The 14,590-nt window shown below is 38.4% G+C and carries 14 protein-coding genes; 2 read left to right on the forward strand and 12 right to left on the reverse strand.

The window, feature by feature from the left end; translation table 11 throughout:
• Nucleotides 1-75: 75 nt before the first annotated feature.
• Both nrdB and asnS read right to left on the reverse strand, forming a co-directional pair.
• The gene (nrdB, locus tag EV694_RS10745; RefSeq protein WP_132692370.1) at nt 76-1,206 is read right to left on the reverse strand and encodes a class Ia ribonucleoside-diphosphate reductase subunit beta; all 1,131 of its coding nucleotides are present in this window, start codon (nt 1,204-1,206) and stop codon (nt 76-78) included.
• Nucleotides 1,207-1,263: 57 nt separating this feature from the next.
• Nucleotides 1,264-2,667 (reverse strand): asparagine--tRNA ligase, encoded by a 1,404-nt coding sequence (gene asnS / locus EV694_RS10750; protein ID WP_132692372.1) that lies wholly within the window; start codon nt 2,665-2,667, stop codon nt 1,264-1,266.
• 233 nt (nt 2,668-2,900) lie between these two features.
• Between asnS and EV694_RS10755 the strand changes: the two genes are divergently transcribed.
• Entirely contained in the window at nt 2,901-4,118 is a 1,218-nt protein-coding gene (locus EV694_RS10755) for an ROK family protein (protein WP_132692374.1), read from the forward strand.
• Between the two features lie 137 nt (nt 4,119-4,255).
• On the opposite strand, the gene yfbR is transcribed toward EV694_RS10755, so the two are convergent.
• The 4 genes from yfbR to nrdR are packed head-to-tail and all read right to left on the reverse strand — an operon-like array spanning nt 4,256 to nt 7,459.
• On the reverse strand, nt 4,256-4,852 hold the full coding sequence (gene yfbR / locus EV694_RS10760) for a 5'-deoxynucleotidase (protein ID WP_132692376.1): 597 nt from the start codon (nt 4,850-4,852) through the stop codon (nt 4,256-4,258).
• 15 nt (nt 4,853-4,867) lie between these two features.
• Nucleotides 4,868-5,887, reverse strand: a complete 1,020-nt coding sequence (gene degS, locus EV694_RS10765; RefSeq protein WP_132692378.1) for an outer membrane-stress sensor serine endopeptidase DegS — start codon at nt 5,885-5,887, stop codon at nt 4,868-4,870.
• The gene (gene ribD, locus EV694_RS10770; RefSeq protein WP_132692381.1) at nt 5,881-7,008 is read right to left on the reverse strand and encodes a bifunctional diaminohydroxyphosphoribosylaminopyrimidine deaminase/5-amino-6-(5-phosphoribosylamino)uracil reductase RibD; all 1,128 of its coding nucleotides are present in this window, start codon (nt 7,006-7,008) and stop codon (nt 5,881-5,883) included. Before ribD ends, degS begins: the two co-directional genes overlap by 7 nt.
• A gap of 1 nt (nt 7,009) precedes the next feature.
• On the reverse strand, nt 7,010-7,459 hold the full coding sequence (nrdR, locus tag EV694_RS10775) for a transcriptional regulator NrdR (protein WP_132692383.1): 450 nt from the start codon (nt 7,457-7,459) through the stop codon (nt 7,010-7,012).
• Between the two features lie 140 nt (nt 7,460-7,599).
• Between nrdR and EV694_RS10780 the strand changes: the two genes are divergently transcribed.
• Nucleotides 7,600-8,097: a YbhB/YbcL family Raf kinase inhibitor-like protein gene (locus EV694_RS10780; RefSeq protein WP_132692385.1), complete on the forward strand. Its 498-nt coding sequence runs from the start codon at nt 7,600-7,602 to the stop codon at nt 8,095-8,097.
• A gap of 56 nt (nt 8,098-8,153) precedes the next feature.
• On the opposite strand, the gene EV694_RS10785 is transcribed toward EV694_RS10780, so the two are convergent.
• The 6 genes from EV694_RS10785 to apt all read right to left on the reverse strand — a co-directional run bounded on the left by EV694_RS10785 (nt 8,154) and on the right by apt (nt 14,415).
• Nucleotides 8,154-9,080, reverse strand: a complete 927-nt coding sequence (locus EV694_RS10785) for a DMT family transporter (RefSeq protein ID WP_132692387.1) — start codon at nt 9,078-9,080, stop codon at nt 8,154-8,156.
• Nucleotides 9,081-9,315: 235 nt separating this feature from the next.
• Entirely contained in the window at nt 9,316-10,530 is a 1,215-nt protein-coding gene (gene hmpA / locus EV694_RS10790; protein ID WP_132692389.1) for an NO-inducible flavohemoprotein, read from the reverse strand.
• 132 nt (nt 10,531-10,662) lie between these two features.
• On the reverse strand, nt 10,663-11,265 hold the full coding sequence (gene recR / locus EV694_RS10795; protein ID WP_132692391.1) for a recombination mediator RecR: 603 nt from the start codon (nt 11,263-11,265) through the stop codon (nt 10,663-10,665).
• Nucleotides 11,266-11,351: 86 nt separating this feature from the next.
• The gene (locus EV694_RS10800) at nt 11,352-11,681 is read right to left on the reverse strand and encodes a YbaB/EbfC family nucleoid-associated protein (RefSeq protein ID WP_100287874.1); all 330 of its coding nucleotides are present in this window, start codon (nt 11,679-11,681) and stop codon (nt 11,352-11,354) included.
• Between the two features lie 106 nt (nt 11,682-11,787).
• Nucleotides 11,788-13,851 carry a DNA polymerase III subunit gamma/tau gene (gene dnaX, locus EV694_RS10805; protein ID WP_132692393.1) on the reverse strand — a complete coding sequence of 688 codons (2,064 nt, stop codon included), beginning with the start codon at nt 13,849-13,851 and terminating at the stop codon, nt 11,788-11,790.
• A gap of 18 nt (nt 13,852-13,869) precedes the next feature.
• Nucleotides 13,870-14,415, reverse strand: a complete 546-nt coding sequence (gene apt / locus EV694_RS10810) for an adenine phosphoribosyltransferase (RefSeq protein WP_132692395.1) — start codon at nt 14,413-14,415, stop codon at nt 13,870-13,872.
• Nucleotides 14,416-14,590: the final 175 nt, after the last annotated feature.

A 14,590-nucleotide genomic window follows, 5' to 3' on the forward strand; every position in this document is an offset into this window, starting at 1 on the left:
ATTCACACCTTAATACTTTTAAGAGGTATTAAGGTGCTTAAGGGGATAAAAGTGCGGTACGTTTTTTGAAAAATTTTATAAATCAAAATCCCCAAAATCATTGGTGTCAACTTTAGCGTCAATTTGTCCCACTAAATACGAGCTAACCTCAACTTCTTGAGGGGCTACTTGAACATTATCTGATACTAGCCATGCGTTGATCCAAGGAATTGGATTAGAACGTGTTTTGAATGGCAATGGTAATCCTACGGCTTGCATACGGATATTGGTAATATATTCAACATATTGCACTAAAATATCCTTGTTTAAGCCGATCATAGAGCCATCTTTAAATAAATAATCTGCCCATTCTTTTTCTTGTTCAGCTGCGGCAACAAAAAGATCATAAGCCTCTTGGCGGCATTCTTCGGCAACTTCAGCCATTTCAGGATCATCTTGCCCTGATGCCATAATATTTAAAATATGCTGAGTTCCTGTTAAATGTAAGGCTTCATCTCGTGCAATAAATTTGATGATTTTGGCATTGCCCTCCATTAATTTGCGTTCAGCAAAAGCAAAAGAACAGGCGAAAGATACATAAAAACGAATGGCTTCTAGGGCATTAACGCTCATTAAGCAGAGGTATAACTGGCGTTTTAAATTGCGTAAGCTCACGATACATTGTTGCCCATCAACGGTATAAGTTCCTTCGCCGTAGAGGGTATAAAGCTGTGTATCACGAATAAAATCATCATAGTAGGCTGAAATATCTTTGGCACGTTTGATAATTTCTTCATTGGTTACAATATCATCAAAAACCACAGAGGGATCATTCACGATATTACGAATAATATGAGTATAAGAACGAGAGTGAATGGTTTCAGAGAATGTCCAAGTTTCAATCCAAGTTTCTAATTCAGGAATGGAAACCACAGGAAGTAAGGCAACATTTGGGCTACGTCCTTGAATTGAATCAAGTAGCGTTTGATATTTTAAATTGCTGATAAAAATATGTTTTTCGTGTTCTGGTAGGCTTGCATAATCAATACGATCTTGTGAAACGTCCACTTCTTCTGGCCGCCAGAAAAAGGAAAGCTGTTTTTCGATCAGTTTTTCAAAAGTTTCGTATTTTTGTTGATCATAGCGGGCAACATTAACATTTTGTCCAAAGAACATAGGTTCTTTAAGTTGATCATTTTTGGTTTGGGAGAATGTGGTATAAGCCATAGAAAATCCTTGCAAATTGATGAACAATATCCCCTCTTGTGGAGGGGATAACGATGATTAGAAGTTTGCATTACGAGGTGAGCGAGGGAAAGGAATCACATCACGAATATTTTGTACACCTGTTACATAGACAATCAAGCGTTCAAAACCTAAGCCAAAGCCTGAATGTGGTACTGTGCCATAACGGCGTAAATCACGATACCACCAATAATCTTCAGGGTTTAAGCCCATTTCTAACATACGTTTATCTAAAACTTCTAAACGCTCTTCACGTTGAGATCCGCCAATGATTTCACCAATTCCCGGGGCTAAAACGTCCATTGCGGCAACAGTTTTGCCATCATCATTTAAACGCATATAGAAGGCTTTAATATCTTTAGGATAATTTTTTACTACCACAGGGGCTTTAAAATATTCTTCCGCAAGATAGCGTTCGTGTTCAGAGGATAAATCGATCCCCCATTCCACAGGGAATTCAAAGGATTTCCCTGATTTAAGCAATACCTCAATCGCATCGGTATAATCAATTTGAGCAAAATCGGCTTGAACAAAATGTTCTAAGCGATTGATCACATCTTTGTCCACGTGTTTCGCAAAGAATTCTAAGTCATCTCGGCGTTCGTTGAGTACCGCATTAAACACATATTTCAGCATATCTTCAGCTAATTTTGCATTATCCGCCAATGTGGCAAAAGCCACTTCAGGTTCAACCATCCAAAACTCAGCTAAATGTCGAGTCGTATTGGAATTTTCCGCACGAAAAGTAGGCCCGAAAGTATAAATTTTACTTAAAGCACAAGCATAGGTTTCGCCATTTAATTGCCCCGATACGGTAAGAAATGCCTCTTTACCAAAAAAATCTTGGCTAAAATCTACCGCCCCTTTATCATCTCTCGGCAGATTTTCTAAATCTAAGGTAGAAACACGGAACATTTCTCCAGCCCCTTCCGTATCGGAAGCTGTAATCAACGGGGTTGCTACCCAATAAAAACCTTGTTCATGAAAAAAGCGATGAATAGCTTGTGCTAAGCAATGACGTACACGTGCTACCGCACCGATGATATTGGTACGAGGACGTAAATGAGCAACTTCACGCAGGTATTCAATAGAATGACGTTTTGCTGCCATAGGATAAGTTTCAGGATCCTCAACCCAACCTGTTACTTCCACTTTTGAGGCTTGTAATTCCACTGCCTGACCTTCCGCTGGCGACTCGACTATCGTGCCTGTTACAATCACTGAACAACCTGTGGTTAAGCGTAAAATTTCACTGTCATAATTATCAATATCATTATTGACTATAGCTTGAACAGGTGCAAAGCAAGAACCATCATAAACCGCTAAAAAAGATAAACCCGCCTTAGAATCTCGGCGAGTGCGTACCCAGCCTCGTACAGTAACGGTTTCACCCACAGCGATTTTTCCCGTTAAAACATCCTTAATTGATGCAATTTTCGTCATATCAACCTCAAAAATTTGCTCTGTTTTCGTTAAAAATAAGTTTCGGTAGTTTACCTCAATATCATTTTTTTACCAAAATCTAATCACAAAAAATTTCACTTTTTCAAAATAATTTTGTGACCTAGCCCACAGAATTTAGGGAAAATTATTGTCATAATTAAGATAAATGGTATAAATAAAAAACTATCGTATGGAGTATTTTTTATTAAAAAAATTAATCGTTGAGAGTGGTTATGCCTAGAGTAAAAAAGAGTTTATCTGACTCAGTAAAAATGCAGCAGCTTGGAGTAATTTATCGGCTAATTGAACAATTTGAATTAATTTCTCGGATTGATTTATCTAAGTTATCAGGGTTTGCTCCCGCCAGCATCACAGAACTTACACGCCAACTTATTCAAGCTGAATTTATTATGGAACGCACCGTACAAACAAATATTGTACGAGGTCGCCCTGCTATTGGGCTTTGTTTATCCCCTTTTTATTGGCGAACAATTTGTGCCACCTTGCTAGAAGACAGTTTTGAAATCACCTTATGTGAACTCGATGACACTATCGTAAAACAAATGACATTTGTCCTAACGCCAGAAAAACAACAGGATTTGCCTCATTTTATTCATCAATCTATTGAACATTTTTTACAACAAGTGAAACAAGAAAGTGGCAAATTATTAGCGGTTTCCGTCGTTGTAGCAGGGGAGCTTCATCATAAAGGACAATATTTAAGCAAACTGGGAGAACAACAATATGATTTAGATTTATTGGCGCTCTTTCAACCCCATTTTTCTTGCCCAATTTTGATTAATGAATCCTTTGAAACTTGGATCTTTGCGGAATCAAATTTAGGAAGTGCAATTAATTGTCATAATGTATTATTTTTACAATTAGATGATGTGATTAATATGAGTGTATTAATTAAAGGCGAGCCAGTAAATTCGGCACGTTATACACGAATGAATATTAACAAAGTGGCGGTTCCGCCTTTTAGTGAATTACATGATTTAACCAATCCGCATTTATCGGAAATTGAACGCCATCAGCTCTATCATCAGGTTACCCATCATAGTATCTACCAATTAGTCGATAAGCTCTTCCCGCAAAATCAATTAATCAATGGCGAACAAAAAATTGCTTTTGTTTGCGAACAAGCCAATAAGGGGAACGAAAATGCCATAAAAATTATTTATCATATTGCAGATAGCGTTTCTTATGTGCTAATGAACTTAATTAATATTTTTTCTTCAGAAAAAATTATCATCTCCTCTAGTTTATTAAGTTCCAAAGATATTTTCTTACCTCGCTTGCAACAAAAATTAAAAGAGAACCTATTATTAGATAACCTCGCCGTCAGTATTGCAACAAGCCACTACGCTTGGAATAGCCACATTGTGGCAAGTGCCGCCGTTAAGAAACATATTTATAATGGGGATTTATTGAAAAATCTAAAACCTTAGTGAAATGAGAATGAACTAAGCCACAAAGTGCGGTCTGTTTTTAATTGGCGTAATGAACAAAAACTAAAAAAGAAAAATTCTTGAAAAACCCACCGCACCTTTTCCCTATAAAAAGTGTGGTCTATTTTCATAAAATTTTATAAAGTCATCTCATCTAAACTTCGCCCAAAACTTGGTACAAAAACATTGAGAAAATAATCCATTTCTTCGCTATGCCATTGTTGTATAAGTTGATCTAAGCGTAGTTTTGCTGAGGAAAATTCAAGATTACCCTGTTCTAATTCAAATTTTGCTTTGATATAAGCACATAAAATATCCGCTTGTTTCACAATATTTCTTTCTTGTTCGCTGAAAAGCCCGCTATCTAAGTAAGGGGCAAACTCTTGTTGTAAGTCTTGGGGTAAAAAACTTAATAAATGCTTTTCCGCCATTTCTTCAATCTGTTTGTAGGCTTGTGTTATATTTTGATTAAAATATTTAATTGGGGTGGGAAGATCGCCTGTAAAAATTTCTGAACTATCGTGGTACATTGCAATCACCGCAATGCGATCGGGATTGATGTTTCCACCATAATATTTATTTTTTATTATGGCTAAGGCATGAGCGACAAAAGCGACTTGTAAACTATGTTCTGCGAGATTTTCTTTTTCTATCGTTCGCATTAATGACCAACGATGGATCAAGCGTAAACGATCTAAACAAGCAAAAAAATGGCTGGTTTTTATCTGTTGCATAATTCTTATTGCCTTTTAATGTGGATATTCCGCTAAGGTAACATTAAATTCAAGTTGTTGGGCTAAACGTGCCACAAGCACTTTAACTTGAGTATTAGGGGGAATATCAGAAACTAAACGCATTAAATGCGTTGGGGATGTGACGGGTTCATTATTAAATTTCAAAATAATATCCCCTTGTCGAATTCCTGCTTTATAGGCAGGGCCGTTTGTTGCCACATTGGTCACTAATACTCCGGCATTATTTGATCGCTGTCCAAGGGTATATAAATCACTTTCTATGCCAATATAACCACGAATAACACGCCCATCACGAATAATTTTATTCATTACATCAATGGCAATGTCCGTCGGAATGGCAAAGCTTAACCCTTCCGCAATTTCATTGCTGTCTTTACCAATACTTAAGGTGCTAATGCCAACCAACTCTCCTAGAGAATTGATTAATGCCCCCCCTGAATTCCCTCGGTTAATAGAAGCATCAGTTTGAATAAAGTTTTGGCGTCCAATGGCATCGCCCACCGCATTACGCCCTGTGGCACTAATAATGCCCTGTGAAACACTTTGTCCTAAGTTATAAGGATTACCTATGGCTAACACCACATCGCCCACATAAACTTGACGATCAGGATTATAATGAATTGTTGGTAAATTATTGGCTTTAATTTTTAATACCGCAAGATCCGTTAGACTGTCTGAACCAATCACATTGGCATTAAAAATTTGCCCTGATTGCAATGCCACCACAATTTGATCCGCATTATTGATAACGTGTCGGTTAGTGAGAATATAGCCTTCTTTTGACATAATCACACCTGAACCCAAATTGCTAATTTGTAATCCTTGGTTGGCATTGTTTTGTAATGAAAACGATTGGCTATAAACATTTACGACTGCGGGTGAAGCATTTCTTACGGCATTTTTAAAGCTCATCGGCTCATTATGTTGACTCAGGTTTAATCGGGGCAATACAAATAAAATCACCAAAGCAAGTACAAGCCCTATGCCGGCGGATTGCAGGAGTTTTTTCAACATAATTTATCCTTGATATAAATTAATTTAAGATCGGAGTCCCATTGTTTTATGTCTTGCAAATGCCATTGTGGCGCTTGTGCAAGCTGGGTGAGATGAGGTAAATGGCATAATCCTCTTGCGTGATCCCCCAATAATTTGGGGGCAATATACACAATGAGTTCATCAACCAAATCCGCTTCAATTAAAGCTCCTGCAAATGTTGCTCCTGCTTCCACCCAGAGAGTATTAATATGTTGTTGCCCTAATTGGCTCATTAAATTAGCCAACTGTTGTGATGAGGGCAAATGAGGTAAATAGAATTGTTGACAAAAGTGCGGTCTATTTTGATATTTTTTTTCTGTTTCTGTTACCAACCAAATTGGCGAGTCACTTTGAAATAAGGCTAAGTCTGGTGTTAATTGTGCCTGACGATCCAGAATAATACGAATGGGTTGACGCAAATTATCGCTAGGATATTGTTGTTGTACAGAGGAAGGTAATTGTTGCCAACGTACATTTAATTGCGCATTATCCATAAATACCGTTTGATAAGTAGAAAGGATTGCACTTGATCTCGCTCGCTCCATTTGTACATCAGATCTTGCTTGTTGTCCCGTAATCCATTTACTTTCTCCCGATGCAGTAGCGGTTCTACCATCAATGGTCATAGCCATTTTTAAGCGAACATAGGGTAAGCCTGTTCGCATACGTTTCAAAAAACCACGATTTAACCATTCTGCCGAGGCGGATAATAAGCCAACTTCTGTTGTAATCCCTGCTTCTTGTAACATATTCAATCCCTTTCCTGCCACCTGTGGATTAGGATCTTGCATTGCCGCCACAACCTTACTTATTCCCGCCTCAATTAAGCCTTTCGCACAAGGCGGCGTTCGCCCAAAATGAGAACAAGGTTCTAAGGTAACATAAGCTGTTGCCCCTTTTGCCTTTTGCCCTGCCATACGCAATGCCATCACTTCAGCATGAGGTTCTCCTGCTTTTAAATGAAATCCCTCCCCCACGATTTCGCCATGATTGACAATAACACAGCCTACCGCAGGGTTTGGGCTTGTGGTAAATTCCCCTTGTTTGGCTAAATCCAAAGCCCGTTGCATAAAATGATGATCTTGCTGGGTAAATGACATATCAATCCTTTAATTTCTCAATTTCTTTACTAAATTCATTAATATCTTCAAAACTCAAATATACGGAAGCAAAGCGAATATAAGCCACCTTATCTAAATTTTTCAAGGCTTCCATCACTAAACGCCCAACAAATTTACTCGGTACTTCTCGTTCGCCTGTCGCTCTTAATTCGTGCATAATCTCTTCAATAGCACGCTCAATATCATCGGTACTCACAGGGCGTTTTTCCAAAGCGTGTAGCATTCCCCCTCTTAACTTATCCTCATTAAAAGGTTCACGCAAACCATTATTTTTAATAATTCTAGGCATAATTAATTCGGCACTTTCAAAGGTAGTAAAGCGTTCGTGGCATTGTGTACATTCACGGCGGCGGCGAACTTGATAACCCTCAGAAACCAAACGACTATCAATGACTTTCGTTTCTTCGGCATTACAAAATGGGCAGTGCATAGCAACTCCTATCTAGCCAAATGGAGAACTATTCTAACAATTTTCTAATCAGGTTAAAACGTTAGAAATTGACATTATTCACAAAATTCACTAATTTATTTTTGTCCTTAATTTCAATATGTTTATCTATGGAGGAAAAAATGCAAGTTACCACTTCGGCGATTAATCATGGCTATTTTGCGGATAAATATGGTAAACGCGGTGAACAATTTAGCCCTAATGGTATGCCAACCTACTCAATTCCTTTTGAAATCCTAAATCCACCTGAAAATACCCAATCTTTTGCCGTCGTCCTAGAAGATAAAGATGCCATTACGGCTTCTGGCTTTGTTTGGACACATTGGTTGATTGCCAATTTACAACGTACTTCAGTAAAAGAGAATGAAAGCCAACAAGCAACGGATTATGTTCAAGGCGCAAATAGCTGGGCAAGTGTACTAGGCAAATTTGATCTAAAAGAAGCCTCCGCTTATGGGGGTATGGCGCCACCAAATTGTGAACACCGTTACGAACTTATTGTTTATGCCCTTGATTGTAAACTTGAGTTAGCAACGGGCTTCCGCTTTAATGATCTTCATTTTGCTATGCAAGGGCATATTCTCGCGCAAGCCTCAGTAATGGGCAAATATGATGTATAGTCATCTCATTTTAAAGTGGGACGACTATAATGCTTTCAAGGGGAGCAAGACTCCCCTTATGCCTTACCCGAATATTTACGCATAAAATGCAAATGAATTTGGTTAATTAACAAAATGCCTAACACAATCAAACTTGCCCCAATAAAAAATTGATGATTAGGCATTTCTTGTAAAAACCACCAAGCAAGCAAAACCGCAAAAATAGGTTCGGACAATCCAATAACTTGAACCTTAGTGGCTGTTAAATAAGACAAGGCTTTTGTTGTACAATAAAAGCCCAAAATTGTGGGTAAAATCGCTAAGGCGGCAAGATAAATCATTATCTCTAACTGCCACTGAATGTCATTTCCTTTCCACCAATAAGGAAAAAATAAATATAAACTCCCAAAAAATAATAAAAAAGTCGTCAAGTGCCAGCCACCTCGCAAACCAAATTTTCTTAAGCAAACAGAAAATAAACCATAGCCAGTCCCCGCAATAATAGCATTTAAAATCATAAGAAGATGGCTATGACTACCACCAGCCCAAGAAATGACAAAAATACCCATAACAGCGAATAACACCCCAAGTACAGAAGTGATTTTTAAAGGCCCTTTCAACAACAATACCTCAAAAATTAATGCCGAAACGGTAGCTGATGCCATTAAAATGACCACAACATTAGAAGCAAGCCCATAACCATACGCCAAGGTTTCAAAGAAAAACAGAACAAAAATACCAAGAAAAGCACAAATTGCCACTTTCCATAACCAAGCGCGAGAATGTAAAGGCGTTTGAATGATTTGCTGTTTTTGATAAGCAAGGGGTTTACGCCAACATAAACTGCTCAAGAGCAAAAATGCCATCAAGGTCTTAAAAAATGCAATATCCTGAGCGTTTAAGCCATTTTGCATGAGAATTTTACTGAAAATGCCAATAGAACTATTTAGCAATGCCGCAAATAAAGCAAGGATAATCCCTAAGAGAAGGTTATTGGTCAGCATATCGTTATGTCCTTTTATTTCATCATTGTTAACTTTACATAACTTAACAATTCTATAACAAATAAAAGCAGCTCACAATATGAGGGGGGAGGTCTGTAATATTCTTATTTTATAGCCATTTCAATTTACAAAGAGAAAAGGCAACACAACGAAAAGCGTACAAAGAATACGGCGAAGCGTGCCAACGCCGTACTCGGTCAAACACCACTTTCTTAAAAAGCTGGTTGATCTTCCATTATTCTTCAATATCCGCTATTCCGCCTGTATTAAATAGCTCCATATAAATTTGTGCCGCAGGGATACCTAACTCACGTAAGGTTTGATATTGTTGCTGCATAAAGGCTTTTGGACCACAAAGATAATAATCCGCTTGAGCAGGTAAATATTGGCGATCAATCGCTTTTAAATCTAAACGCCCTAATTGATCTATTTTGACTTGCTCAGAAGGCGTTTCACAAGCTAAATAACTATATAAATTTGGATGTTGCTGTTTTAATTGCTCAATATGTTGGTGCATTGCCAAAGCCCCAATATGGCGACAAGCGTGTAAAAAGCTAATTTGAATCGGATGATGAGTAGCTAATAATGTATTTAGCATCGCAATCATAGGTGTAACGCCAACGCCTGCACTAATTAAAACCGTGTCTTTATCTTGATGTTGTAGTACAAAATCCCCTGTTGGGTGGGTAACTTCAACAATATCGCCAACATGATAATCACGGTGCAATGTTGTGGAAACGTAGCCCTCTGGTAAACCATCGTGAGCCGTTTCATTTTTCACAGAAATACGAAAATAATCAGGATGATAGCGATCGGATAAGCTATATTGACGAGGTTGTTTTAAGCCTAACTCTGGTACAGGAATACGCAATGAGATATATTGCCCTGCTTGATATTGTGGTAATTTTCCGCCATCTACGGGCGCAAGATAAAAAGAGGTTATTTCATCGCTCTCTGCTTGGCGATCAATAATTTTAAAGGCTTTCCAACCATTCCAGCCGTAAGGCGTTTGCTGTTGTTGGCGATAGAGATCAGCTTCCGCATTGATTAAAATATCGGCTAATTGCTGATAAGCGGCAGCCCAAGCTGAAATTAACTCGTGCTCCATCGGAATATTTAATACTTCACTAATGGAATGTAATAAGTTTTCCCCCACAATCGCATATTGTTCTGGCTGAATATTTAAACTTACGTGCTTATGTGCCATTAGGCTCACCGCTGAACCTAATCGCTCTAAATGTTCAATATTTTCTGCATAAGCAAGTACAGCTCCTGCTAAGGAGCGTGCTTGTGCCCCACTGCGTTGATGACCGAGGTTAAAGGTTTCTTTTAACTCTGGGTTATTACCCAACATGCGTTGATAAAAATAGGCGGTAAGATCAGCACCATTTTCTTTTAATACTGGAATAGTAGATTGAATAAGCTCAATTTGATGTTTATTTAATGCCATAGTAAAGACTCCATTTATTATAAAAAAATATTGCCATTTGGTAGCAAATGGCAATAAATTAGCAAGTAAGTTATTCCTTGTTAATACCTAAAAATAATTAAAAAAAGACCGCACTTTTTCCATTTTTCAAGGCTATTCAATGGTACGTCGTCCTAAAAAAGAATGGGTTAGGGTTGTGCCATCAACCATTTCTAATTCGCCGCCCACAGGAATACCATGTGCGATACGGCTGACTTTTATCCCCTGTTGTAAGCATAATTCTGCAATATAATTGGCGGTAGCGTCCCCTTCTACTGTAGGGTTGGTGGCTAAAATAACTTCGTTAAACTGTTCTTGTTGTAAACGCTGTTGCAATAAATCAAGCCCAATTTCTTTCGGCCCAATGCCATCTAGCGGCGATAAATGCCCCATTAAAACAAAATAACGTCCAGAAAATTGCCCTGTTTGTTCAATGGCTTGAATATCGGCGGGCATTTCCACAATACAAAGCAAGCCCGTATTTTGACGGCGAGGATTATTGCAAATATTACAAATATCTTGCTCGGTAAAGGTGCGACAATGCTCACAATGACCAATTTGCGACATGGCTTTGGTTAGCGATTGAGCTAAATGCATACCGCCACTGCGATCCCGTTGTAAAAGATGATAAGCCATACGCTGTGCCGATTTCGGCCCTACACCCGGCAAGCAACGTAATGCTTCAATAAGATTTTCAAGTAAAGGACTAATTTGCATAAAAATTTTAAAATAAATGACCGCACTTTAACAGAGAGGTAAAAGTGCGGTGGGATTTTGTCTTATTTTTTGTTGAAAATGACGAATTAGAATGGCATTTTAAAGCCTGGCGGTAATGACATACCTGCGGTAACCGATGCCATTTTTTCTTTTTGTAGCTCTTCCGCACGACGTACCGCATCGTTAAATGCCGCCGCAATGAGATCTTCTAACATTTCTTTGTCATCTTCCATTAAAGACGGATCGATTTCAATACGGCGACAATTATGTGCCCCATTTACGGTTACTTTCACTAAGCCAGCACCAGATTCTCCTGTTACTTCTAACTGAGCAATTTCTTCTTGCATTTTTTGCATACGATCTTGCATCTGTTGCGCTTGTTTCATTAAATTGCCTAAGCCACCTTTTCCAAACATAATTTTTCTTCCATTGGTTGTTAATTAAATTGAAACGACTATAAATAATTCGTCGGGCTATTGTAACGAAAATTTTAGCTTGTGCAATGCCTTTCTTTTTATGTGCTTACACAGGACGAATACTGTCTAAATCCAATGTGCCATCAAATTCTTTAATCAGCAATGCCACCTTTTCATCGGCTAATAAATGCTGTTTTGCCTGTTCTTGTAACTCACGATAAATATTCTGGCGATGTTCCATTGGGGTTAAAGGTTCGGGCGTTGCATAAGGTTCAACGATCAGATCTATTGGATGTTGATAATAATCAGTGAGGCTTTGTTGTAATTGTGCCGTACATTTTTCTTTATTTAAATGTGCCTGCTCAGGGCGAATGCCTAATTTAATCTGTTGATTTTGTTGTGATAATAATACTGAATGCAAAGCTAATTGCTTAACAAAACCCTCTAATTGTAGTTCTTCAATCATTTTTGCCCAAGGATCACGTTGAGCCGTTAAAGAAACCACTTTATCAATAAGCTCTTGGGTTTTCTCTTGTAAAATCGCACGCTTAATTTCAGAAGGACGTATCCCTTCATCAACCTGTGCCATTTCTGGATTAATCCATTCCCAGCGATAATCTTGCTCAAGGGATGAAATCTGCTCGCTATGTTGTGCGGATTGATTTTGCGTTGACAACGCCTGTGTTGAGGCGGACTTACTGGCGTTATTTTTTTTGGCTTGATCCGCTAACTGGTTTAATCTTGTAGCTAAATCCTTTTTGGGTGTAGATTGCCCTACATCAATAACAGGCACATCAAGTAACGCCTTGTTCTCAGTTAAGTTTTTTTTTTCCTTTTGTGCCATATTGCGGGATAAATCACGCAAGTTTTCTATGGCAGTTAAGGCGGAATGCGCAGGATTCTCTGATTGCGTAGCCAAAGATTGTTGACTCACTACTGGCACTTCCACCGCCACAGGATTTTCAATAGGCTTAACATTGTTTTCTTTCGCTGTTTTGATGTTAGTATGAGAGTCCAACGCCTTTGTGCTTGATGCCGTTGATGATGTTTCCATCGCCATCGTGCTTTCTTGATTTAAAGATGAAGAAGAAAACTGTTTAGGGTGAAAGGCTAAAGCACGCAATAAGGTCATTTCTACCCCTGTACGATAGTCAGGAGCTAAATTTAATTCCTTACGCCCTGTAATAATAATTTGATAATAAAATTGTACATCCTCTGGCGATAACTGTTTCGCTAATAAAGCGATTTGATCTTGTGCCATATAATGGCTTTCAGGCAATAATTGACATAAGGCGATTTTATGTAATAACTCACTAATCTCAATTAAAAATTGCTCCCAATCTCCCCCTTTTGAGGCGACCTCTTGCACCACCTGCATAAGCTCATCGCCAGCCGCACGATGTAAGGCACGAATCACATTTAATGCTTGATTTTCATCCAATAATCCCAGCATTTGATTGACCGTATCCAAACGTACTTCACCATTTCCCATAGCAATCGCCTGATCCGTCAAACTTAAACTATCTCGAATACTCCCTTGGGCTGATTTTGCAATTCTTTCTAAGGCTAACACATCAAAATCAATATGTTCCGCACTCAGAATTTTTTCTAAATGTAAGCTAATTTGTGCAGGTTCTAAGGCTTTTAAATGAAACTGCATACAACGAGAAAGGATCGTAATTGGCAATTTATGGGGATCTGTGGTTGCCAATAAAAATTTGACATATTCAGGTGGTTCTTCCAAGGTTTTTAACAAAGCATTAAAAGAATGACGAGAAAGCATATGCACCTCATCAATCAAATAAACCTTATAACGCCCCTCCACAGGCTTATATTGCACATTGTCAAGTAATTCCCTTGTATCTTCAACTTTGGTGCGTGAAGCTGCATCAATTTCAATGAGATCAATAAAACGCCCTTGTTCTATGGCTTTACAATGTTCACATTCGCCACAAGGCTCCGCAGTCACCCCTTTAACACAATTTAATCCCTTGGCAAATAAACGAGCAATAGAGGTTTTGCCTACCCCTCTTGTTCCCGAAAAAAGATAAGCATGATGTAACCGATTTTGTTTTAAGCCATTTGCCAACGCCGTTAAAATATGCTGTTGCCCCACCACCTCTGCAAAGGTTTTTGGACGCCATTTTCTTGCTAAAACTTGGTAACTCATACCTATCCTTATGAATGGTTAATGCCCAGCAAAATTGACCAAGGTAAAAGGTTCAATTCCCAGATTGCGCAAACGTTGTTCGCCGCCTAACTCAGGCAAGTTAATCACAAACGCACAATGTTTTACTTCACCACCTAAGCGTTGTACCAATTTCACTGTCGCCTCAACAGTCCCCCCTGTCGCCAACAGATCATCAATAATCAGCACATTATCGCCCGCTTGAATGGAATCCGTATGAATTTCCAAAGTATCTTGCCCATACTCCAACTCATAGCTTTGTGATAGCGTTTCTCGTGGCAACTTATTGGGCTTACGCACTAATACAAAAGGGCAATTTAACGCCAAAGCCACAGGCGCACCAAAAATAAACCCTCTTGACTCCGTACCAATTACTTTAGTAATCCCCATTTCTTGAAATTTCGCCACAAATAACGCCACCACACAACGAAATGCCTCAGGATTTTCCACTAAACTGGTAATATCACGAAAAATAATCCCTTTTTTAGGGTAATCAGGAATGGATTTAATTGAAGATTGAATTAAATTTAATTGTTGTTCTGTCATATTCTTTGCCTAATGTCAGAGTAACTGCAAAATATGAAGTTTAGCATAAATAGCTAAAATACACAGTATTATTTTAAAACGGAATAGAGGCATACACATCAAAAAAGCAAACATTTGAATTAAAGTGCGGTCAGTTTCTTGAAAATTTTTAATGATAGTCGTTTCAATTAAAATA

The sequence above is a fragment of the Volucribacter psittacicida genome (assembly GCF_004339025.1).
In the GTDB taxonomy this organism is placed as follows: domain Bacteria; phylum Pseudomonadota; class Gammaproteobacteria; order Enterobacterales; family Pasteurellaceae; genus Volucribacter; species Volucribacter psittacicida.